The organism is Haloferax sp. Q22, from assembly GCF_001482285.1.
Lineage (GTDB): Archaea > Halobacteriota > Halobacteria > Halobacteriales > Haloferacaceae > Haloferax.
Window position 1 is genome coordinate 1 of record NZ_LOEP01000032.1, and the last position, 21917, is coordinate 21917.

Annotated in this window: 25 protein-coding genes and 1 pseudogene; 16 read left to right on the top strand and 10 right to left on the bottom strand. The window is 68.6% G+C overall.

Annotated features, from left to right (window positions below):
- From AM590_RS13825 to AM590_RS13845, 5 genes and pseudogenes are all read left to right on the top strand, one after another.
- A pseudogene (locus tag AM590_RS13825) lies at window positions 1-1641 on the top strand (hypothetical protein); the annotation flags it as partial.
- Between the two features lie 57 nt (window positions 1642-1698).
- Window positions 1699-2118 carry a DUF5791 family protein gene (locus AM590_RS13830; RefSeq protein WP_058827984.1) on the top strand — a complete coding sequence of 140 codons (420 nt, stop codon included), beginning with the start codon at window positions 1699-1701 and terminating at the stop codon, window positions 2116-2118.
- Window positions 2115-3011, top strand: coding sequence for an SDR family oxidoreductase (locus AM590_RS13835; RefSeq protein WP_058827985.1), 897 nt, complete (start codon window positions 2115-2117; stop codon window positions 3009-3011). The genes AM590_RS13830 and AM590_RS13835 overlap by 4 nt, the downstream gene beginning before the upstream one ends.
- A 101-nt stretch (window positions 3012-3112) precedes the next feature.
- Complete coding sequence (locus AM590_RS13840; protein WP_004972741.1) at window positions 3113-4297, top strand: bifunctional oligoribonuclease/PAP phosphatase NrnA; 1185 nt, start codon at window positions 3113-3115, stop codon at window positions 4295-4297.
- Window positions 4298-4363: 66 nt separating this feature from the next.
- Entirely contained in the window at window positions 4364-5455 is a 1092-nt protein-coding gene (locus AM590_RS13845; protein ID WP_058827986.1) for an aldo/keto reductase, read from the top strand.
- A 45-nt stretch (window positions 5456-5500) separates the two neighbouring features.
- On the opposite strand, the gene AM590_RS20920 is transcribed toward AM590_RS13845, so the two are convergent.
- Window positions 5501-5671, bottom strand: coding sequence for an HVO_0758 family zinc finger protein (locus AM590_RS20920; protein ID WP_004972738.1), 171 nt, complete (start codon window positions 5669-5671; stop codon window positions 5501-5503).
- A gap of 158 nt (window positions 5672-5829) precedes the next feature.
- On the opposite strand from AM590_RS20920, the gene AM590_RS13850 reads away from it, so the two are divergent.
- The 4 genes from AM590_RS13850 to AM590_RS13865 all read left to right on the top strand — a co-directional run bounded on the left by AM590_RS13850 (window position 5830) and on the right by AM590_RS13865 (window position 9300).
- Window positions 5830-6990: an MFS transporter gene (locus tag AM590_RS13850; RefSeq protein ID WP_058827987.1), complete on the top strand. Its 1161-nt coding sequence runs from the start codon at window positions 5830-5832 to the stop codon at window positions 6988-6990.
- Window positions 6991-7082: 92 nt separating this feature from the next.
- Entirely contained in the window at window positions 7083-8189 is a 1107-nt protein-coding gene (locus AM590_RS13855; protein ID WP_058827988.1) for a hypothetical protein, read from the top strand.
- Window positions 8186-8674, top strand: a complete 489-nt coding sequence (locus AM590_RS13860) for a hypothetical protein (protein WP_058827989.1) — start codon at window positions 8186-8188, stop codon at window positions 8672-8674. Before AM590_RS13855 ends, AM590_RS13860 begins: the two co-directional genes overlap by 4 nt.
- A 29-nt stretch (window positions 8675-8703) precedes the next feature.
- Window positions 8704-9300 carry a CoA pyrophosphatase gene (locus AM590_RS13865; RefSeq protein ID WP_058827990.1) on the top strand — a complete coding sequence of 199 codons (597 nt, stop codon included), beginning with the start codon at window positions 8704-8706 and terminating at the stop codon, window positions 9298-9300.
- Between the two features lie 145 nt (window positions 9301-9445).
- Here AM590_RS13865 and AM590_RS13870 read toward each other — a convergent pair whose 3' ends face one another.
- Window positions 9446-9934, bottom strand: a complete 489-nt coding sequence (locus tag AM590_RS13870; RefSeq protein WP_058827991.1) for a DoxX family protein — start codon at window positions 9932-9934, stop codon at window positions 9446-9448.
- A 429-nt stretch (window positions 9935-10363) separates the two neighbouring features.
- On the opposite strand from AM590_RS13870, the gene AM590_RS13875 reads away from it, so the two are divergent.
- Together AM590_RS13875 and AM590_RS13880 are read left to right on the top strand one after the other, a co-directional pair.
- Entirely contained in the window at window positions 10364-11146 is a 783-nt protein-coding gene (locus AM590_RS13875) for a hypothetical protein (protein ID WP_058827992.1), read from the top strand.
- A gap of 282 nt (window positions 11147-11428) precedes the next feature.
- Window positions 11429-12589, top strand: a complete 1161-nt coding sequence (locus tag AM590_RS13880) for an FAD-binding oxidoreductase (protein ID WP_058827993.1) — start codon at window positions 11429-11431, stop codon at window positions 12587-12589.
- A 41-nt stretch (window positions 12590-12630) separates the two neighbouring features.
- Here AM590_RS13880 and AM590_RS13885 read toward each other — a convergent pair whose 3' ends face one another.
- On the bottom strand, window positions 12631-13128 hold the full coding sequence (locus AM590_RS13885) for an Hsp20/alpha crystallin family protein (protein ID WP_058827994.1): 498 nt from the start codon (window positions 13126-13128) through the stop codon (window positions 12631-12633).
- On the bottom strand, window positions 13125-13283 hold the full coding sequence (locus tag AM590_RS20925; protein ID WP_004044170.1) for a hypothetical protein: 159 nt from the start codon (window positions 13281-13283) through the stop codon (window positions 13125-13127). Before AM590_RS20925 ends, AM590_RS13885 begins: the two co-directional genes overlap by 4 nt.
- A 124-nt stretch (window positions 13284-13407) precedes the next feature.
- Between AM590_RS20925 and AM590_RS13890 the strand changes: the two genes are divergently transcribed.
- On the top strand, window positions 13408-15105 hold the full coding sequence (locus AM590_RS13890) for a radical SAM protein (RefSeq protein ID WP_058827995.1): 1698 nt from the start codon (window positions 13408-13410) through the stop codon (window positions 15103-15105).
- 177 nt (window positions 15106-15282) lie between these two features.
- Here AM590_RS13890 and AM590_RS13895 read toward each other — a convergent pair whose 3' ends face one another.
- From AM590_RS13895 to AM590_RS20930, 5 genes are all read right to left on the bottom strand, one after another.
- Window positions 15283-15687, bottom strand: a complete 405-nt coding sequence (locus tag AM590_RS13895; RefSeq protein WP_004044168.1) for a TRAM domain-containing protein — start codon at window positions 15685-15687, stop codon at window positions 15283-15285.
- Between the two features lie 65 nt (window positions 15688-15752).
- On the bottom strand, window positions 15753-16448 hold the full coding sequence (locus AM590_RS13900; RefSeq protein WP_058827996.1) for a YkgJ family cysteine cluster protein: 696 nt from the start codon (window positions 16446-16448) through the stop codon (window positions 15753-15755).
- Between the two features lie 75 nt (window positions 16449-16523).
- The gene (locus AM590_RS13905; protein WP_058827997.1) at window positions 16524-17306 is read right to left on the bottom strand and encodes an MBL fold metallo-hydrolase; all 783 of its coding nucleotides are present in this window, start codon (window positions 17304-17306) and stop codon (window positions 16524-16526) included.
- A 113-nt stretch (window positions 17307-17419) separates the two neighbouring features.
- Window positions 17420-17692: a winged helix-turn-helix domain-containing protein gene (locus tag AM590_RS13910; protein WP_004972706.1), complete on the bottom strand. Its 273-nt coding sequence runs from the start codon at window positions 17690-17692 to the stop codon at window positions 17420-17422.
- Window positions 17693-17813: 121 nt separating this feature from the next.
- Window positions 17814-17975, bottom strand: coding sequence for a hypothetical protein (locus AM590_RS20930; RefSeq protein WP_172795811.1), 162 nt, complete (start codon window positions 17973-17975; stop codon window positions 17814-17816).
- Between the two features lie 114 nt (window positions 17976-18089).
- Between AM590_RS20930 and AM590_RS13915 the strand changes: the two genes are divergently transcribed.
- Both AM590_RS13915 and AM590_RS13920 read left to right on the top strand, forming a co-directional pair.
- Window positions 18090-18845, top strand: coding sequence for a class I SAM-dependent methyltransferase (locus AM590_RS13915; protein WP_058827998.1), 756 nt, complete (start codon window positions 18090-18092; stop codon window positions 18843-18845).
- A 70-nt stretch (window positions 18846-18915) separates the two neighbouring features.
- Window positions 18916-19818, top strand: coding sequence for a glycosyltransferase family 2 protein (locus AM590_RS13920; protein WP_058827999.1), 903 nt, complete (start codon window positions 18916-18918; stop codon window positions 19816-19818).
- A 6-nt stretch (window positions 19819-19824) separates the two neighbouring features.
- Here AM590_RS13920 and AM590_RS13925 read toward each other — a convergent pair whose 3' ends face one another.
- Window positions 19825-20649, bottom strand: coding sequence for an amidohydrolase family protein (locus AM590_RS13925; protein WP_058828000.1), 825 nt, complete (start codon window positions 20647-20649; stop codon window positions 19825-19827).
- A 173-nt stretch (window positions 20650-20822) separates the two neighbouring features.
- Between AM590_RS13925 and AM590_RS13930 the strand changes: the two genes are divergently transcribed.
- Together AM590_RS13930 and AM590_RS13935 are read left to right on the top strand one after the other, a co-directional pair.
- Window positions 20823-21473, top strand: coding sequence for a helix-turn-helix domain-containing protein (locus AM590_RS13930; RefSeq protein WP_058828001.1), 651 nt, complete (start codon window positions 20823-20825; stop codon window positions 21471-21473).
- 54 nt (window positions 21474-21527) lie between these two features.
- Window positions 21528-21809 (top strand): HalOD1 output domain-containing protein, encoded by a 282-nt coding sequence (locus AM590_RS13935; RefSeq protein WP_058828002.1) that lies wholly within the window; start codon window positions 21528-21530, stop codon window positions 21807-21809.
- The last annotated feature ends 108 nt before the right edge of the window (window positions 21810-21917 follow it).

Sequence of the window (21917 nt, forward strand, 5' to 3'; positions counted from 1 at the left end):
GAGAACTTCGCCGCGGCCGCCGACGCCGCCGAGGACGCGGTTTCGACCCGCGGCGGCTTCGACGACCTCGCCCGCGACGTCGCCGACGGCGATGCGCCCGACCCACGACTGACGACCGCACCGACGGCTCCCGGCCTCGACAACTGGATTCGTGCTGACCTCGTCGCGCTCGCCGACCGCGTGAAAAACCGGAGCGTGACGGCGTCTGCCCGGCGGGTCGCCGCGGGCGAGACGAACCTCGCCGCAGAACTCGCGTCCGACCTGCGCGCCGACCGCCGCGAACTCGTCGGCGCACCGGCCGCCTACGACGGCGTTGCGGATCGAGCGCGCGTCGCGGTCCGCGCCGCGTATCTCGACCGCGTGCTGGCGACACTTGACCGCCGGGCGAACCGGACCGCGGCGGCGACCGGCGCGGCCGACGACGCGAGCACAGACGCAGCTATTGGGTCGCTCTCGGAGGCGGTCCGTGCCGAGGCGGTCGCCCGCGCGGCGCTGGGTGAGACGCGAGCAGACGGCGCGAACGGAACCGGCAACGAAACCGGCGTCCGGTTCGTCCCCGACGCGGACCCGATGTACCTCTCGCTCGGCGGTCTCTCGGGGTCCGCGATGCCGACCGTCTCCCGCGGCGGCACCTACCACCCGCTCGTCGCTCGCAACACCAACCTGTTCACGCTCCCCTACGGCGACGCCGCCGATACCGTCCTCGAACCGGTGTTCGGCGCGAACCGCCGCGTCCCGCTCCGCGTTGCGGCCCGCGCGCTCCTCGCCGCCGACTCGACGCTCGCGGTGACGAACGGGACGAACGAGACGCTCGCCGACCGGCGCGACAGGCTCGAAACCGCGGTCGACCGGTCGACCGTTCCCGCGGAGGAGGTCGCCAGGGACACGCTCCGCGCGCACACCGACCGTTCGGTGACGGAGCGCCAGCGGATTCTGGAGCGTGCGCTCGGCGAGTGGGACGACCCAGCCCACCGGGCGCTGGCGGTCACGAACGGCTCCGCGGCGCGCGCAATCGCCGTCGAAACTGCCGGCACGGGAACCGTCGAGGCCGACCTCCTCGAACGCCGCCTCGACGAGGCGTTCCGAACCGTCCGTCGGGACCGCTCGACGACGGTCCCACAGCGACTCACGAACCGAACCGTCGAGACGACGCGGAGCGCCCGCCAGCAGGCCCTCAGTGACATGGCGACCGACGCGGCGATGAACGCCACCGAGGACGCGGTCGCCGACCGCCTGAACGACACGCTCGACTCGCGGTTCGGGAAGTCGTTCAAGCGCGTCCCCGCCGGGATGCCGGTCGCGCCCGTCCCGGGGTACTGGTACGCGACGGTCAACGTCTGGGACGTGGAAGTCGCCGGCGAGTTCGCGCAGTTCCGCGTCCACGCCCGCGGCGACGCCGAATCTCTCACGTACGCCCGCGACGGCTCGGTTGTCGCTCTCGATTGGGACGACGACGGCGTCGCGGAGACAGTCGGCCGCGGCGACCGCGTCGCGTTCGACGTGGAGACGGCAATCGTCGTCGCGGTGCCCCCGTCGGGCGTCGGCGTCGGTGACATCGACGGCGACGCGGACGAGCGCTCCGAGGGGTGGGCGGGCGGTCCGGGTTGCACCGTCGCGGCCGACTGCCGCGCGAACGAATAGCCGCCAATACGACCCGAGTGGCAACCGTTTTGCCGCCGGAACGCCGAACCCGCGTGTATGTTGTACGACGCCGCCGCGAAGCCCGGAACCCTCTCGGCCGACGAGTTGCGCACCGCCTACGAGGACGAGATTCGCCGCGCAGTCGACGCCGCCGGGTCGGAGACGGCCGCCGAGGCCGCCGGCGTCTCGGAAGCCGCGCTCTCGAACGGCGTGTTGGACCTCACGCTCGAACAGGCCGCCGCAGTTCTCGAACTCGCCGACGGCAACCCCGACGCCGACGCCATCGTCTGGGAGTTCCGCGACCACCTCCTCATGGGCATGACGAGCGGTATCCTCGACGTTGACACGCTCGCGTCCGAGGTCGACCTCGACCTCTCCGGACAGGAGATTCAGCAGGCTATCGAGGGCCGCACCGCCGCCACGCTGAACGAACTGGCCGCCATCCACCACGTCATCGCCGTCCGAAACGAGCGATGAGAGTCGCCATCCTCGGCTGTGGCTACGTCGGCCTCGAACTCGCTCGCACGCTCGTCGCTGACGACCACGACGTGTGGGGCGTCCGCCGCTCCGACGACGGCCTCGCCGCCGTCAAAGCGACCGGTGCGGAAGCGGTTCGCGCCGACGTGACGGACGCCGACTCGCTGGCGTCGGTCCCCGACGTGGACCACGTCGTCTTCGCCGCGAGTTCCGGCGGCCGGGGGGCCGACGCCGCCCGGACCGTCTTCGTCGATGGTCTCCGAACGGCAATCGACCACTTCGCCGCCCGAGAGTCGCCGCCCGAGCGCCTCGTCTACACGTCGAGCACGGGCGTCTACGGCGACCACGGCGGCGAATTCGTCGACGAATCGACGCCACTCGACCCGACGACCGACAAGACGCGCGTCCTCGCAGAGGCCGAGCGCGTCGCCCGCGAGCACGCCGCCGAGCGGGGAATCGAAGGGACCGTCACCCGGTTCGCCGGGCTCTACGGTCCCGACCGCTACCGACTCGAACGCTACCTGACCGGCCCGGTCACGGCGGGTTACCTCAACATGGTCCACCGGGACGACGCCGCGGGCGTCGTCGCGTACCTCCTCGAAACCGACCGCGCCCGCGACGACACCGTCCTCGTCGTCGACGACGAACCAGTCTCGAAACACGAGTTCGCGGACTGGCTGGCCGACGAGTGCGGCGTCCCGCGTCCCGAAAAGCGCACGAAGGAAGAACGCCTCGCCGACGGCGACCTCTCGGAGGCTGCCCGCCGCCGTATCCTGACGAGCAAGCGCTGTTCGAACGACTACCTCCGCGAACTCGGCTATTCGTTCGCATATCCGACGTATCGAGAGGGCTACCGGGCGGCAATCGACGCCTACCGGGCCGGCGACGACTGAGCGTATTCGGGGGACGACAGGTTCGAACCCCCGAAATTCTGTCACTCAGGACAACTCGATTAGGGGGAATATTCATACGGTAGGCCCCGGTCGTGTTGTGTATGTTCGGTCCGGTGGGGCAGTTCGACACGGGTGCTATCTTTGAGTCTATCGACTCGTTCGTGCGCGCGCACCCCGAAATCGCGGCGGCGCTCGTCGTCGCGCTCGGCGCCCTCTCGCTCGTCGTCTACGCCGCGATTCGCTTCAAGCGGCCGATGGGCACGCGCTTCGCCGAGGCGCTGGAGGACGTCGACGAGGTCGCCGTCCTCATGCACCCGAACCCGGACCCCGACGCCATGGCCGCGGCAATCGGCGTAGCCTGTCTCGCAGAACAGGTCGGCACCACACCGACAATCCAGTTCGCTGGCCAGATTCGACACCAGGAAAACCGCGCGTTTCGTACCGTTCTCGACCTCGACTTAGACCCCATCGACCACGTGAGCGACCTCGCCGCCGAGGCGGTCGTCCTCGTGGACCACAACGCGCCCCGCGGCTTCGCGGGGGCAGAGGGCGTTCTCCCCTACGCCGTCGTCGACCACCATCCCGGCGACGGGACCGGCGAGGTGTTCACCGACGTCCGTACCGACTACGGCGCGTGTTCGAGCATCATCGCCGAGTACTTCCGCGACGTGGGCGCGAAACCCGTCCCGCCGGACATGCACGCCAGCGAGGTGAACGCCTCGTACACCGTCCCCTCGCAGGTCGCGACGGGTCTCGTCTACGGGATTCTCACGGACACCAAACATCTCACTGCGGGCTGTTCGGCCGCCGACTTCGACGCCGCCGGCTTCCTCTTTCCCGGCGTCAACGAGGACCACCTCGACCGCATCGCCAACCCCGAGGTCTCCCGCGAGGTGCTGGAGGCGAAGGCGCGCGCCATCGCCGGCCGCGACGTGCGCGGTCCCTTCGCAGTCGCCGACATCGGCACCATCTCGAACGTCGACGCCATTCCGCAGGCGGCCGACGAACTCATCCAACTCGAAGGCGTCACCGCGGCGGTCGTCTGCGGCGAGCGCGAGAGCAATGTCTACCTCTCGGGTCGCTCCCGCGACGACCGGGTTCACATGGGTCGGACGCTGGAGGCCGCGCTCGACCACTACCGCGGGGCGAGCGCCGGCGGCCACGCCCGGATGGGCGGCGGCCAGATAATCCGCCCCGACGCCGTCACCGACGGCGGCAACGGCGAGTCCATCGCCCGCGACGAACTCATCGAACACGTTTTCGAGGCGCTGTCGGGCGATATTTGACTCGCCGGCGGCTGTCTCCGAACCCGGACCGGTGGCCCTTAACCGTCGGCCGCCGTAGCCCCGGCCATGGCTACAGGACGGGCGACGTGGGCCTACCGCGACCGGTTCGGTGACAGTTTCGGCCGAACGTTCTACCGCCGGTTCGGCCCAGGCGTCGTCTCCAGTATCGGCATCGGGACCTACCTCGGCGAGCCAACCGACGCGGTCGACGACCGCTACCGCGAGTCGCTCGTCTCCGCGCTCGAACACGGCGTCAACCTCGTCGACACGGCGTCGAACTACCGTCACGGCCGCGCCGAACGAGTCGTCGGCGACGCGGTCCGCGGGGCCGACGTCGACCGCGACGCCGTCGTCGTTGCCTCGAAGGCCGGGTTCGTCCCCTTCGACCGCGAGCGCCCCGACGACCCCGGCGCGTACGTCCGCGAGACGGTCCTCGACGCGGGCCTCGCCGACGCCGACGAACTCGCCCACGGCAGTCACACCATCGCGCCCGCGTTCGTCGACGAGATGCTCGACCGGTCGCTCGACCTGACGGGACTGGACCACATCGACTGCTACTACCTCCACAACCCCGAGACGCAACTGGCAATCGCCGACCGTGAGACGGTGTACGACCGCGTCGAGGCCGCCTTCGAGGTCCTCGAACGCCGGGTCGCCGGCGACGACATCGGTCGCTACGGTGTCGCAACGTGGGAGGCGCTCCGGGTCGCGCCCGACCACGACGCGTACCTGTCGCTCCCCGAACTCGTCCATCGGGCCGAGCGCGCGGCAGAAACCGTCGGCAACGACGAACACTCGCTCGAAGCGATTCAGCTTCCGTTCAACGTCGTGATGGCCGACGCGTTCACCGTCGAGGCTCACGACACCGACGCGGGCGAGGCGATGAGCGCGCTCTGGTACGCCCACGAACACGGCCTGCACGCCTTCACGAGCGCCAGCCTCGCGCAGGGCGACCTCGCGGCGGAGATTCCGGCGTCGGTGAACTCGGTGCTCGCCGGCGACACGGCGGCCCAGCGGGCGCTCAACTTCTCGCGGAGCGCGCCCGGCGTGACCGCGGCGCTCGTCGGCGCGTCGTCGGTAGCACACGTCGCGGAGAACATCGCGGCCGGCACGTTCGACCCTCTCGGGGCGCGGACGTTCGATTCGGTGTTCGAGTGAGCGGCCGCCGGTTCCCGTCGGGCGTCCGCCGTCGGTTGGTTCGCCTTATCTGAGCTCTTTCCACTCCCGCCCGCAGTCGGCGCAGATGCGGAGGGAAAACACCTCGTCCGGGTCGTTTTTCTTCTTCAGCGACTCGCCGCACTCGGAACAGGTCAGTCGTCCGTAGGTATCCTTCTCCAACTCCCCGTCTCGAAGCCCCTTCCGCGTTGTCTTCATAGGCGTCCGTTTGTGCAACGAACATAAAAACCCGACGACGACCCCCCGTTTTCGCCCGCACGACGCCCCGACGGCCTCGTTCAGTCGAAAGTGTTGTCACCTCGCGGTGCGCGCTTCCGTCCGTGTCACGTGGCCGCCTCTTCGGAACCCTCTGCGGGATGGTGCTGCTCGTCAACCTCGCGCGGGTCGTCTTCGCACCGCTTCTCGGAGAGTTCATCACGTTCTTCGAGGTCGACCGCGCCACCGTCGGCATCGTCGCCACCCTCGTCTGGCTCGGGAGCGCCGTCCTCCGCGTCCCGACCGGCTGGCTCCTCACCCGCGTTCCGAGACACCGGGTGGTGCTCGGAACCGGCGTCGTCCTCGTCGTCGCCTCGGGCGTGACCGCCAGCGCGACCACCGTCGAGACGCTGATGGTCGGCGCGGTCTCGATGGGGCTCGCCTCGGGCGCGTACTTCGTCGCCGCAAACCCGCTCGTGAGCGAGCTGTTCCCCGACCGCGTCGGCCGCGCGATGGGCATCCACGGCACCGCCAGCCAGCTCGCGGCCGTCGGCGTCGCTCCCTTCGTCACGCTCGTCCTCGCGGTCGGTCCCGACCTCGTCCCCCGGCTTCCGTTCGTCTCCGCGGCGTGGCAACTCGTCTTCGTCTGCGTCGGCCTCGCGGCCGCCGTCGTGACCCTCGCGTTGTTCTTTACCGCCCGTTCGACGGACCTCCCCGACGCGGGCGCGGCCGACCGCGACCTCCTCGGTGCGGCCCGGAGCGAGTGGCGCGTCATCCTCACCGGCATCGTCATCCTCGGCTTCACCGGCTTCGTCTGGCAGGGCCTGTTCAACTTCTACGAGCTGTACATGGTGTCGAAGGGCCTGCCGGCGACGACGGCGCGCAACATGCTGACGGTTATCTTCGGCGCGGGCGTGCCGGCGTTCTTCCTCTCGGGGCGGCTCGCCGACAAACTGCCGCGCATCCCGTACATCCTCGGCGTGCTCGTCTCCTTCGTCGTCTCGGTGTTCGTCCTGACCGTGACGACGAGCCTCGTCGGCCTCCTCGTCGTCACCGCGGTCGTCGGCTACGTCATCCACAGCCTCTTTCCGGCCCTTGACGCCTACCTGCTCGACACGCTGCCCGACGAGAGCCGCGGGAGCGCCTACTCGGTGTACTCGTTCGGCATGATGATATTCCAGGCCAGCGGGTCGGGCGTGGTCGGCACCCTGACCGACTTCGGCTACGCGTTCGACGAGGTGTTCTTCTGGTTCTCCGTCGGGTTGGCGGTCGTCGTCACGGGCCTCATCGCCTTCCAGCGCGCCGGGCGCATCCCGAACTGACCGCCCGGTCTGCCCGGACTCTCCCGGAGCGAAGCCGGCAGACGACTCGGCTCTCGCCGCACTTTTGCTCGCCCGGTTCTACGACCGACACGATGGAGTACGTACAAGAGCGGGTCACGACGCTCCACGACCTCTCCGGTTCGGTCCCCGACGCCCCGACCGGCCGCGCCGCCGTGGTCGTGCCGATGACGGAGCGCGAGTACGCCGGCCTCGCCGCCGAGCGGGTGCTCTCGACGCTGGAGTCGCTCTCGCCGGCGCGGGTCGTCGTCCCCCTCCGCGCGCCCGCCGACCGGGTGGCCCCGTTCGCCGACTGGCTCGACGAGTACGACCTGCCGCTCGACGTGCTGTGGTGCGACGGCCCCCGCGTCGCCGACCTTCTCGACTCCCACGGCCTCGACGGCGAGCGGGGCAAGGGCCGCGACGTGTGGCTCGCGCTCGGCTGCGCCGCCCGCGAGGAGTACGTCGTCGTCCACGACGCGGACACGAAGACCTACGACGAGCGCTACGTTCCGCGGCTCCTGTTCCCGCTCGCCCACGGCCACGACTTCTCGAAGGGCTACTACGCCCGCGTCGAGGAGGGGCGGCTCTACGGCCGGCTGTTCAGGCTGTTCTACGCCCCGCTCGTCCGGGCACTTGAGGACGAGACTGACGCACCAATCGTTCGGTATCTCGACTCGTTCCGGTACGCCCTCGCGGGGGAGTTCGCGGCCACCTCGGACCTCGCGTTGCGGATGCGGTCGCCGCGGAAGTGGGGCCTCGAAGTCGGCACCCTCGGCGACGCCTTCGCTCACGCCGGCTTCGACCGGAGCGCGCAGGTCGACCTCGGCGAGTACGAACACGACCACCGCTCCGTGAGCGGGCCGACCGGCCTCTCGGACATGAGCGAGTCGGTCGGGCGGACGCTCCTCCGGGCCGTCGTGGAACACGGCGGGAGCGTCGAGTTCGACACGCTCACGGAGCGCTACCGCGAGGCCGGGAACAGACTGGTCGAGCAGTACGCGGCCGACGCGGCGTTCAACGGCTTCGACTACGACCGGGGAGACGAGCGCGAACAGGTCGCAACCTACGCCGAGGCCATCTCGAAGCCCGGTGAGGACACGCGGCTCCCGGCGTGGCGGGACACGTCGCTGTCGCCCGACGAAGTGCTCGCCGCCGCGAGCGCCGATCTCGACGACATGCGGGAGGCTGCGGGGCGATGAGCGAGGCCACCTACGACGACCTCGCGGGCGTCGTCGACCTCTTCGGCGCGCTCACCCGCGTGGAACTGGAGACGGCGCTGGACGAACTCGCGTTCAAGCAGGGCCGCGAAACCGACGGCGACGCCCTCTCAGGCGCGATTTCTGACGCGGTCGACGCTTACTACCTCGTTCCCTACGAGGACGATGAGACTGACGCGGAACTCCTGACGGTCGGGCCGATGGCGTTTCCGACGCTCCCCGACCGGGCGGAGGATCTCCCGCACATCCTCGACTACCCGACCCGCGAGGTGCCGCGGGACGAACTGGCGACGCAGGTCGAATCGCGTCTCCGGGCGGCGGCCGCGAGCGCGGTGCAGACGGGCGACAACGACGAAATCGAGCGTCTGCTGGACGTGACGTACGACCTCGAAGCGTGGGCCGACACCGACGTGGAGTCGATTCGCGAGCGCCTCGACGCCGCGCTGGACGCGGAGGGGCAGGCCTAAGTCTCGGCATCTCTTTACGAATCGTGACGATGGACCTCGCGGGCGTCACCCGACACGAACCGGTGACCGTCGACGCGGGCCGGCGGGCGGCCGTCATCGCCCCCGTCGTGTTCCGCGACGAGCGGCCGCACATCCTGTTTACCAAGCGCGCCGACCACCTCGGCGAGCATCCGGGCCAGATGAGCTTCCCCGGCGGCGGGCGCGAACCGAGCGACGCCGACCTGCGGGCGACCGCGCTCCGCGAGTCCAATGAGGAAATCGGCCTTCGACCAGAGGAGGCGGCGTTTCACGGCCGACTCGACGACATCCTCACCGTGACCGACTACGCCGTCTCCCCGTTCGTCGCCACGGTGCCCGACCGCGAGTACGAACCCGACCAGCGCGAGGTGGCCGAAATCGCGGTGCTCGCGGTCGACGACCTGACCGACCGCGCGAACTACGAGTCGGAGCGCCGCGACCACCCGCAGTACGGCGAGATTCGGCTCCACTTCTTCCACGTCGACGGCTACACCGTCTGGGGCGCGACCGGGCGGATGCTCGTGCAACTGCTCGAACTCACGACCGACTGGCACGCCCCCGAGGAGGTCGACCGCGTGGTCGACCCCGACGCCGACTACCCGGTGTAGCGCGCCCGCTCGACGTCTCGTTCTCCTCGGCGCACTGCCACCCGGCGCGCCCGCTCACGGTTTCTGCGTCAGTTCCGAAAAACAAAACCGCGTCAGCGTGTCGTCGTCCCCACGACAACTCCCTTTCTGCCCCCCGAGTACCCCCTCAACCGAGGAGGTACTTGAGCGCGGGGCGCTGCTGGACGAACTCCATCTTCTCGATGATGGCGTCGAGGCCGAGGATGCGGCCCGCGGCGAGGGTGCCGACGATGGCGAACATCATGAGGCCGAACAGGTCACCGTTGACCAGACCGTGGCCCCAGTCGGCGTTCCCGAGGTAGAAGAACACCATCAGGACGCCACCGAAGAAGGCGGCGAGCCGGACGAGTGCACCCACGATGAGCCCGAGGCCGATGAGGAACTCGCCCCACGGAACCATGATGTTCGTGAGGTCGAGGAGCCACGGGGTCGCAGCGGCCCACGCGAAGAAGCCCTGCAGCGGCGAGGCGGCGGGGGCGTTCGCAAGGTAGCCGCCGGCGTTGAACGCCTCACCGGTTATCTTCCCCCAGCCCGCGTGGAGGAACCAGTAACCGGTGATGATGCGGGTCAACACGAGCACGTAGCCCGTGACGCCCCGCGAGTAGTCGAAGTCCATTCTGTTCCCCAGCATCTCGATTTGTGCGTTAGCGGGCATCTCGGTTCACCTTACATCTGAATCGTCGGCCGCGAACCCCATATAACGGCGACGCGATTTCCGAATCTATAGAACTGGGAATCACCGAAAACGGGCGTCTGAGACTGTCACGATTCATTTTCGACTACTAATCGCAGTCTAGAATTGCCTCCTGAATACAATCGTGGGCGTACGACGGACGAACCACCGGTATTCGGCCGTGAGACGAGTCGGCACGCGGTTCGACACGGCTCGCCGCCGCTTCGAAACGTGGTATATAAACGTCGCCGGGAGAGCCAGCATCGCCGTCACCGACAGGGTTTTGCCCTCCTCCGCGCTATCCGTTCTCACATGGTCGCACAGACGATGGATCGCGTTCCGCGACGGTACTGAAATTTCTGTGGTGATAGTATGTTGACCGCCGAGCGTGCGGTCTCGAAAGCCGGTCTGGACGCTGTCGCACTCAAACCCGCCGAGTGCGACGTGCGCGAGGCGCTGTCGGTCCCGCTCGATGTCGTCGCTATCGACTACGAGGGTCGCGAGCGACTCCCCGACGAGGACGTGCTTCGCGAGCTCGCGGCCGAAAAAGAGGTTCGACTGACCACGCCGGTCCGGGCCGACGGCTTCGACCCCCTCAGCGACGACTCGCTGTACGAGTGGCTCCCCGACGGGATTCGGCAGGTGCTCGTGGCCGGCCACGGCGCGTATCTGACCGACGACGAGGCGGGCCGCGCGGTCGCCCCCCGACTCCGCGCCGCGAGAGAGCGCGCGCCCGACGCGTGGGTCGGCACCGAGGGTATCGAGCGAATCGCCCTCGCCGCCGGCGGCACCCAGTACGAACTCCTCTCGCGGTCGACCCGCAGGGACGTTCGGGCGCTCCGGGCGGCCGGCTTTGACGGCGAAATTGCGGTCTACGCCCCGACCGCCCTCACCGACGACGACGACGAGATTCTCGACGCCGTCGGCGCGTACGTCTCACGTCGCCGCCCCGTCGCTCGCGTGCTCCCCGACGACGCCGCAACTGACGCCTCGGCGGAGGGTCGCGCCCGCGAGGTGCTCCTGAAGGCCGCGCGCGACTACGCCCTCATCGGCTCCGTGACCGACGTGCGGCGGCGCATCGACGACCTCCGCGACGCCGGTATCGACCTCGTGGTCGGCTACCCGGCCCGCGGCGTCGACGAGTTCGCCGAGTAGTCCGGCGAGTCGCCCGCGCCCGTCCCGTCTCCGCACCGCACCGGAGGCCTTTTACGCGGTCGCCGGAGAGGACAGGTGACGGCACGGTCAGGTGGCTCCTTTCGGACCCACGTGGTTTCCACGTGGGCCACGGCCGGCTGACCTACCCCGTCTCTCTACACATCCTGAGCGACTGCGCCGCGCGCATCGACCGACTACGCGCCCGACGACTGGCGGCGACTGACGACGACCACGAGACCGAGAGCAACCGCCATTCAAGTCGGTCGCTGACCCAGACGAGGTATGGACACACCAGCGCGCGTCGCGGTCGTCGGCGCGGGCGCGGTCGGCCTGACGACCGCCTTCGACCTCGCCGAGCGCGGGGCGCGAGTCACGCTGTTCGAGCGCGACACCCCGGGCGGCGGGTCGACGGGCCGCGCCGCCGGCATCTGCTACGACGCCTACGCGGAGGACATCGACGTGGCCGTCGCCGATAGCGCGATGGCTCGATTCCGGCGTCTCTCGGGCGAGGGCGAGTTCGTCTTCCACGAGACGCCGTACGTCTTCCTCGCGCGCGAGGGTGACGACGCGGCCGCCGCGGCGCTCGAAGAGTCGGTCGAGCGAATGCGCGTCCACGACCGCGCGGTGTCGCTCGTCGGAGCCGACGAACTGGCCGCCCGGTTCCCGATTCGGACCGACGACGTGCTCCTCGCGGGCGTCGCCGAGAACGCCGGCTGGGCCGACCCGGCGGCCTACGCGGACCTGTTCGTCGAGAAGTGCGAGTCCGCGGGCGTCGAGTTCCGCGTCGGTGACGCGGTGTCGCTCCGGACAGACCCGCCGGGCGTCGCCGTCGACGACGTGTTGACCGCCCGCTTCGACGCCGTCGTCGTCGCGGCCGGCGTCCACTCGCGCCGCCTGCTCGCCGAGGCGGGCCACCCCATCGCGCTCAAACCCTACCGGGCGCAGGCGCTCGTCGCCGACTGCGACTACCGCGGGCCCACCGTCTACGACGCGACCGACGAGTCGTACCTGCGGCCGCACCCCGCGGGCGTCCTCGCGGGCGACGGCGTCGAACCGGTCGAACCCGACCTCGACGACTGGGATCCGACCGCGGACGACTGGTTCGTCGCCGACGCCCTCGACGCGGTTCGACACAGAACCGCCGTGGTCGACCCCTCGGGGGCGGCGGCCGGCGCTGCCCCGACGGCCGACCGCGCGTGGGCCGGCCTCTGTGGGGCGACTCCGGACCGGAACCCCCTCGTCGGCCCGGTCGCCGAGGGCGTCTTCGTCGCCGCCGGCTGGCACGGCCACGGCTTCATGTGGTCACCGGCGATTGGCGAGCGACTCGCGGAGGCGGTGCTCGGTGATGGTCAGACATCGATACCGGACGCGTTCGACCCCCGCCGCTTCGACGGCGACGAGGAGTTCGCGGTGGTCGAGGGGATGACGCTCGACGGGGAATGAAAGAACGCGAAAGAGGGTAGTTACCGCGTTGCGTCCGAAACTCAGGCGTCTTGGTCGTCAACGTCGCCGAAGTCGTCGGCTTCGTCGGCGGCCTCGGATTCGGATTCGGTGTCGGCCTCGCCCTCGTCTTCTTCTTCGGTCACGGCGATGTCGCTCGCGCGCTCGTCCTTGGGAATCCGAATCTGGAGCGTGCCGTTCTTGCCGACCGTGGCGGTTCCCTCGGCGGCTTCGACCGAGGCGTCCGAGGGGATAGTTGCCTTCCCCGAGAGCGTGAGACCCCGGCCGGGGAAGCGCATCTCGTAGCCCTCGTGGAAGTCGCGGAAGCGGTCGATGCGAATCTCGACTTCGCCGTCGAGGAAACGGACCTGCACGTCCTCGGCGCGAGCGCCGGGCGCGTCGAAGACGACGAGGTAGGCGTCTTCGGATTCGAGCAAGTCGTGGGCGAGCGGCTTGCGCTCCTGCATCTGGCTGACGCCGCGGCCGACCCGTTCGAGGACGGCGTTCGCCGCCGACTCGCCGAACTTCCGCAGGTCGCTCATAGCTGAATCTCCTCTAGGGCGCGGGACTCGCCGCAGTACGGACAGGAGAAGTCCGCCACCGTCACGTCGTCGGGCATGTCGTAGGTGTAGTGCAGCTCGAACATGTCGAGTTCGCAGTCCTCGTTGGCGCACTTGACTTCGAGGGTCGCGGGCATGGCCGTCAGTTACGCTCCCACGCTCATAAACGCGCGGGAGGCGGAAGCGACCGACAGGCCGCGAGTGCCGACTGAGCGACCGTCGACCGGTTGCGTTTTCCGCGTCGAACCCGAATCGCGACCGATGACTGACCCCGCCGACCTCACCGTGACTATCGTCGACGGATACGTCGACGAGCCGGCGCACTTCGGCGTGCCGCCGTACATCTCGACGTATCCGAGGTTCACCGCGGGTGCGGTGGTCGACGCGGGCGTCCCCGAGTCCAACGTCGTCTACCACACCATCGACGAACTCCGCGAGGACAGACAGAAGTGGCGCGACGTGGCCGACGCCGACCTCATGATTTACATCGGCGGCATGACCGTCCCCGGCAAGTACGTCGGCGGGACGCCCGCCGAACCGGACGAGGTGCGCGAACTCGCGTGGGTTGCCGAGGGAACCGCCCTGATGGGCGGGCCGATTCGCTTCGGCGTCGGCGACGAGAACGCCGGCGGCCAGGACATGGAGCGCAAGAACCTCGACTACGACTTCGTCGCCAAGGGCGACATCGAGGCGGCCGCCTACGACCTCGTCGACTCCGGCCTCGAAGGCTTCGGCAACCGCATGCGCGACAACGAGGAACTCGACCGTTGGGCCGCCATGGGCGCGTTCGTGGTCGAACAGCACCCGAACCACCCCGACCACCTCATCTGCGAGATGGAGACCTCGCGGGGCTGTGCCTACCGCTGTTCGTTCTGTACCGAACCGCTGTACGGCAACCCCGCGTTCCGTACTGCGGACTCCGTCGTCAAGGAGGTCGAGAACCTCTACAACCGCGGCGCGCAGCACTTCCGACTCGGCCGGCAGGCCGACATTCTCGCGTTCGGCGGCGACGGCGAGGCCCCGAACCCCGACGCGCTCCGTCGGCTCTACGGCGGCATCCGCGAGGTCGCGCCCGACCTCGGCACGCTCCACCTCGACAACGTCAACCCGATAACCATCGTCGGCTGGCCCGAGAAGTCCCGCGAGGCGCTCCGCATCATCGCCGAGCACAACACGGCCGGCGACACCGCCGCCTTCGGCCTCGAATCCGCCGACCCCGTGGTCCAAGAGGAGAACAACCTCAACGTCTCCGCCGACGAGTGTTTCGAGGCGGTCAAAATCGTCAACGAGGTCGCCGGCTGGCGTCCCGGTGACGACCCCGCGGACGCGCCGACCCACGGTTCGGACGCCGCGAACCGACTGCCGAAACTCCTCCCCGGAATCAACCTCCTCCACGGGCTGAAAGGCGAGCGCGAGGAGACGTTCGAGCACAACAAGCGGTTCCTCCAGCGCGTCTACGACGAGGGACTCATGGTCCGCCGCATCAACATCCGGCAGGTGATGGCGTTCGACGGCACCGACATGTCCGACACGGGTGCCGACATCGCTCGCGACCACAAACAGCTGTTCAAGACGTACAAAACGGAGGTCCGCGAAGAAATCGACCGGCCGATGCTCCGCCGGGTCGCCCCCGCGGGGACGGTCCTCCCGAACGTCCACCTCGAATACCACCAGGACGGCCGGACGTTCGGCCGCCAACTCGGGACCTACCCGCTTTTGGTCGGGATTCCGGGCGAGCGCGAACTCGGGAAGACCATCGACGTGGCTGTCGTCGACCACGGCTACCGCTCCGTCACTGGGGTTCCCTACCCGCTGGACTTCAACGAGGCGTCGATGGACGAACTCACCGCCATCCCCGGCATCGGTCGCTCGACCGCCGGCGACATCGTGGTGAACCGTCCCTACGCCGACGCGGCCGACGTGGGTGTCGATGCCGACGTGACGAAGTACGTTCAGTAGCCGCCTCAGGACTCAGAAACTAATTCTTCACGTGCAAACGTGCTCTCTCTAGGCGTTCGGAATCCCTCTCTGTTCACTCGCAAGTGTGGTGCGTGATTCACTTGCAGTCGTGGTCTGTCGGCGGCGGGAGAAACGTCCCGTCGAGACGCACGGCGTCGAACCACGAAAACAGCGCCGTCAGAAGTCGTCTTCGACGACTTCGCCGACGGCGAAGTTAGACTTGACTTCGGTGATTTCGACTTTCACGCGCTCGCCGACTTCGGTGCCGGGGACGATGATGACGTAGCCACGTTCGACGCGGGCGATACCGTCGCCCTGCTTGCCGATGTCCTCGATTTCGACGTAGCGGAGTTCACCGGCTTCGACGGGCGGTTGCGGCTCGTTCGTGGGCGTCGGTCCGGCGTTCGGTTCGGACTCGGCGGGTTCGTTCGACTCGCGGGAGATGAGCGCGACGCGGTAGGTCTCGCCGGGTTCGACGGTTCCGGTCTCGACTTCGCGGCGCGGAATTTCGACGACGTAGCGGTCGTCCTCGGTGCGAACGTCAGCATTGAACAAACACAGGAGTTTATCTGAGATTTCCACCGTAAGACCTCCAATATGTGGTCAGGCCGGAGTGTTAAAGATGTACCGCAGTCACCGGGATTCGACTACTGAACCCGCGTCCCGTCGGGTCGTTTCGCGCCCTCCGAGTCGTGGACGACGACCTCGCCCGGTCCGGTCTCGACCGGTTCGTACGCCTCGGTGACGCCCCGTGCCTCGCGTAGCTCTCGGACCGCCCGCTCTTTCAGCGCCCGCGCCAGTTCCTCCGCGTCCTCTCGGGGGATGTCCCGGCCGAGGCCTTCGCACTCGTGCGCGCGGACGACGCCCTCCTCGTCGACTGCCTCGCCCATCGGCTGGCTCGTCCCGCCGAGGGCGACGCTGAACGGGTACGTCTCGCAGATGAGTGGGCGGTCCTCGTGGACCTGACAAGCGCCCTGTCCCGACTCGTCTTCCTCGTAGAACCGACAGTCGCCGCAGGCGGTCGTTTGGAGCGCCCACTCGAACGTCTCGCCCTCGGGGCCGTCGTCGCCCTCGGCGAGGCCGTAGGGCATCGGACGGGCCACGTCCCGCCACTCCATTGGGGTTCCCGACTCGCCTGCCGAGTCGTCTCCGCCGGCCTCCTGCAGGGCGCGCACCTCGTCCGGAAAGACGGTCGCGGTGTGCGGTTCGGGGCCGTCGTCGCCCTCGTAGCCCTTACAGCAGGCCCCACAGCGCGTGCACTCGAAGCCGATGGACTCGATGGCGTCGGCGAGTTCCGACACGTCGAGGTCGCGGGCGCGGTCCAGTTCGGCGTCGAGGTCCATACCCGCGATGCGGGCGCGAGCCCAAAGAGGGGCGCGGTTTTTCGCGGGAGAGCGGACTCCGAATCGGCGCGCGCCCTATCGCGGTTCGACTCGCTCGGCCTCGGAGTCCCAGCGAACCCGACGCTCCGCGGCGAGCTTCTCGATGTGCGCGACGACCGTCGCGCGGGCGAGGTCGCGCACGGCGGACACGTCCTTGTCGTAGGCGGCGTCGGTCACCTCGTCCGGCGTCGTGTTCCCGGCCAGAACCGCGTCGAGGACGGCCCGCTCGCGGTCGTTTCGGTGCGCGACGAGTCGCGCGAGCGTCGCCCGAGAGTCCGTGATTTCGGGGCCGTGGCCCGGAAGCAGTCGCTCGGGACCGCGCGCGTGGAGTCGCCTGAGCGCGACGAGATAGGCGCGAACGTCGCCCTCGGGCGCGCCCACGACGACGCTCCCCTCGGCGACCGCGAGGTCGCCGCAGAGCACGTCGTCGCCGGCGACGAAGCTCACGTGGTCGCGGGCGTGCCCCGGCGTGTCCAGCACCTCGACGCCCGCGCCGACGGGGACGGTCGTCCCCTCGGCGAACGTCCGGTCCGGTTCGATTCCGGTCGCGGCCGAGAAGGCGCGCTCGCGACCGCGACGACACCAGACCGTCGCGCCGGTCTCGCGGGCGTAGGCGGCCACCGCGCCGACGTGGTCCGCGTGGGTGTGGGTGACTGCGAGGTGGTCGACGCCCTCGCGCGCGACGAGTTCGTCGAGGTCGTCGGTGCGGGCCGCGGGGTCCACGAGCAGGGTGTCGCCGCCATCGGCGACGAGGTAGGCGTTCGTCGCGCCGGTCGGCGCGCGGGTGGCGACGGGGACGGAGACGCGCGTGACGTGCATGGCGGCGGCTACGCTCGCCGCTGGGTTAGGTGGTTCGAGAGAAGTGGTGGCTTGGTCTGCGGGAGTGCGCCCCCGCGGGCGGTGGTCTGTCGCGCTATCGGTGGACCGCGCGCTTACGTGTTGAGGAAGTAGACCTGCTTTCGCGCGTCCTTGAAGGAGTAACGCGAGCCGACGAGGTCAGACTCTTCGAGACGGTTGAGCGCGTAGCGGACGGTGCGGTCCGGCAGCAGCGACTCCTCCGCGAGCTGGCCCTGCGAGAGGGGCGCGTCGCTTTCGAGGACTTTTGCGACGAGCTTCGCGCTCGGGGGAAGCTCGCGGAGGCGCTCTCGGAACTCGGATTCCGAGAGCAGGTCTTCAGTATCTGGCTCTGCGGTGGTGGTGCTCATACCCGTCACAGTCGGTTGCTCCGTGTTAAGGGTTAGCTACAAGTGTGTGAAAAGAATCCAGACACATAATACACATATTAATATCGTGCGTTTGTTGGAAAATCACCCGCGAGTGGTCGTCTCACTCCACGTTTCGCATCGTATCGACCGATGGAGTGCCGAGTCGATAGCTCCCGAGCGGCGCGTGGCACTCCGGACAGTGGACGACGAGCCACCCTTCGCTGATGTGCCGTGTTAACGCGTCTGCATCGCAGGTCACGCCACAGTTTCTACACGTTGGCATATGTCATGCTACGCGCTCAGTAGAGGAAAGTCTCTCTCTCGCCGTCCGCCGAACCCCGCTTCCGCACCGCGTATCCAGTACCGTTTTAGGCTCCCCCCCGCGAGTATGCGTAGCGTGAAAGGAAAGGAGTGGTACCAGGCCGACGAGGTCGCCCAGGAGTACGACTCGAAGCGGTTCTCCAAGGGCGGTCGCCTCATCGACCGGCGAGAGAAGGAGGCGGTCCTCGCGGCGCTCGGCCCCGTCGAGGATAAGAACGTCCTCGAAATCGCCTGCGGGACCGGCCGGTTCACCGTGATGCTCGCCCAGGAGGGGGCGAACGTCGTCGGACTGGACATCTCGCGGGCGATGATGGTACAGGGGCGGGAGAAGGCCCGCAGAGCGGGCGTCGCCGACCGCATCGAGTTCCTCCGCGGCGACGCCGCGCGGCTGCCCTTCCCGGACGACCACTTCGACGCGGTGTTCGCGATGCGGTTTTTCCACCTCGCGGACACCCCGGCGAAGTTCTTAGCCGAGATGGCCCGCGTCTCGAAAGAGCAGGTGTTCTTCGACACCTTCAACGACGGGAGCCTCCGAGTGGCCTACAACTGGCTGCTCCCGATGGGGTCGCGGCTCTACTCGGAAGGCGACGTGCGGCGGCTGCTCGGCGACGCCGGGCTCGACCTCGCCGGCGCGAAACACGACTTCGTCATCCCGTTCGGCTTCTACCGGAAGGTCCCCAACGGCATCGCACAGCCGTTCCGTTCGCTGGACCTCGCCGTCGGTGACTCGCCGGTCGGCGACGACCTCGCGTCCGTGTCGTACTGGAACGCGCGGGTCGAGTCGGCCGACGAGCAGTCCCGCGCGGCGACTCGGGCGAGCGACGCCGAGTGAGGCGTTCTCACGGCAGATTTTAACACGATCCTCGATTCACATTTAAGTACGTCCACTGCAACTGTCGGGTATGGATCTCTCGGTTGTGCTCCCGACGCTCAACGGTCGGGACCGGCTCGCCACCAGCCTCGACGCGCTGGCCGAGCACGCCCCCGACGCGGAAGTCGTCGTCGTCAACGGCCCCTCCGCCGACGGCACGACCGGGATGGTGAGAGAGCGCGACGACGTGGACGTGCTGGTCGAAATCTCCGACCGCAACCTCAACGTCGCCCGCAACGCTGGCCTCGAAGTCGCCGCCGGCGACGTGGTCGCGCTCCTCCGATACGACCTCTCCGTCGAATCGTCGTGGCTGTCGGCGCTCGAAGACGGCATCGCCGACGCCGACGTGGTCACCGGACCGATGCACCAGACGCTCCGCAACGGCATGACGACCGAATCTCTCGAACGGAACGCCATCAGCGGCCGCACGGTAACGTACTTCAACGGCGGCAACGTCGCGTTCCGCCGCGAGGCCATCGACGCCCTCGACGGCTTCGACGAGTACCTCCAGACGGGCGGCGCGCGCGACGCGGCCCACCGCCTCGCTGGCTTCGACCGCTCCGTCGCGTGGGCGCCCGAGATGTGCGTCCGCCGCGAGTTCGAGGCCGACGGCGGCATCTCCGAGCGCGACTGGGGCTGGAAGTACCGCTCTCTGACCTATCGACTCGTGAAGAACTACGGGGTCAGACCGGGGACGGTCAAGCGGACGGCGAAACACGCGATTTCGGACGGCGCCGAAGCCGCTCTCGGCGTCGTGAAAGGCGACGTGACGCCCTCGGGGTGGGCGGGGACCGGCCGCGACGTAGTCGGCGGCATCGCCACGGGCGTCTCCGACGGGTTGGTCGCCCGCGCCCGCGACCGAACCAGAGCGCGCAACCCCCACGGCCGGTCGAAGCGCGCCGACCGCGCCGTCGCCCGGTACGACTGGCGCTGACTCGTTTTACCGCTCTCCGGGGCCGAGCGCCTCGATGACCCGTGCCGCGTTCTTCGAGAACGCCTTCGCCAGCGCGTCCTCCGACACGTCGAGCGTCAGAATCTCCATGACGCCTACGTTCGGGTGGGTCTCGGGCGCGCCGCTGCCGAACAGCACGCGATCCGGGTGTTCGAGGAGCGCGCGTTCGAGCACGCTCCGGTAGCGGACGAAACTCGTGTCGAGGTAGAGGTCGTCGTGGTCGTCGAGGAGGTCGATGGCCTCGTCCATCAGCCCGCGGTCGAGCGGGAAGCCGCCGAAGCTCGACAGAATGACTGGGAACCGACCGAGCAGCGACTCGGCGACGGCACTCGGCTCGAAGGCCTGTCCGCCCTCGACGAAGACGGGCAGCCCCACGTCCTCTAGCATCGCGAGCGTCTCGTCGTCCGGCAGCCCGTCGACCGCCGGCGCGAGCGAGAACCCGTGGAAACGGTCGTCGTAGGCGTACTGCTCGATGTCGCCGGGGTCGGCGTGGTGGTCCGCCCGCGACGACGTGAGGTTTCGGAGTCGCGCCGAGGCTCGACCGCTCGGGTCGCGCGGGCCGTTGATGCGGGCGAACGCCAGAAACGGCCGGTCGACACTCATCCGCGCGACAGCGTTGTTCGGCCGGAGGTAGCTCCCCTCGACCCGCTGTGCGCCCGGCGAGACGACGGCGCGGACGACGCCCGCCTGATGCAGTTCGCGCTCCAGCCGCTCGGGGCTTATCTCTCGCCCGCGCGCCGCAATCGACTGCTCGTCGGGGTCGAGGCGGGCGTTCACGTCCACGACCCTGAACCCGTGTTCCAACTCCAGCATTGTGGAGTCACTCTCCGGTGGCCGCCAAATAGCTTGCAGAATCTGCCGTAGTCGTTTCATCGAGGGCACAGTACCGACCCGTTCGTTCAGCGACGCGTGACGTTCATTCCTTCACGACGGTAGGGAGAGACGCTGAAACGCAGTTTTTTGGCCCGTAGCATCAATCTTCACGCGTGTGCCTCATCGTCGAGGTCGTCGCCCCGCTGTCCGCGCTCCCGTTCGGTCCCGCGGCCGAGGAACACGACATCGAACTGGAGCTGGAACGGTCCGTCCCGACCGCCTTACAGGCGGCGTCGTTCGTCTGGGTCCGCGGTCCCGACGCGGGGGCGTTCGGAGAGGTGGCGCGGTCGCTTCCGAGCGTCGACGACCTCACGCTCGTCGAATCCGTCTCGGACCGGGCGCTCTACGGCGTCTCGTGGGACGCCTCTGAGGCTCCGATCTTCGACGCATTAGTGTCCAGAGACGCGGTTCTCTTAGAGTGTCTCTCGACCGGTGACTCGTGGTGGCTCAAGCTCCGCGTCTCCTCGCACCGCGTGCTGACCGACCTCAGACGCGAGTGGGCGGCCCACGGCATCGACACCGAGTTCGACCGCATCACGTCCGTCGCGGCCGAGGAAGCGCCGGTGAGCGAGGGACTGACCGACACGCAACTCGAAGCCCTGCTCCTCGCACTCGAACGCGGCTACTTCGACGAGCGACGAGACACGTCGCTCGGCGAGCTCGGCACGGAGCTCGGCATCTCGCGACAGGCGGTCGCGGCCCGCCTCAAACGCGCCTACCGGACGCTCGCAGAACGGATTCGAGACGAGCGACCCCCACAATAACGGGTTACATAATCAACGCACACCAATAGGTACCCGACTACCCATTCGGACTGTATGGACGACCCGCTCGAAGATGGAGCCGGGTCCGTGGTAACTACCTCCGTCGATCGGTACGACGAGGTGGCGGTCGCCATCGCTTCGGCGGTCGCGACTGCCACGGAACTCAGCCCACTCGAACTCCCGCCGCTCTCGGACATCGGTGTCGACCCCGAGGCGCTCGACGTTCTCTTTCGCCTCTCTCATGACCCGTCTCGAAGGTTCTCGTTTCGGTACGCGGGCTACCTCGTCTCGCTGTTCGGCGACGGAACGCTCACCGTCGACCCGCTGGACGAGTAGCGCCACGCCCGCTTCAGCGGAGTCTCGCTCGGCCGTCGATTCGGGCTACGTCGTCTCGTTCGTAATTCGAAAACCGTCGCCCTGTCGTGCGATTTCGTAGCTCGCCCT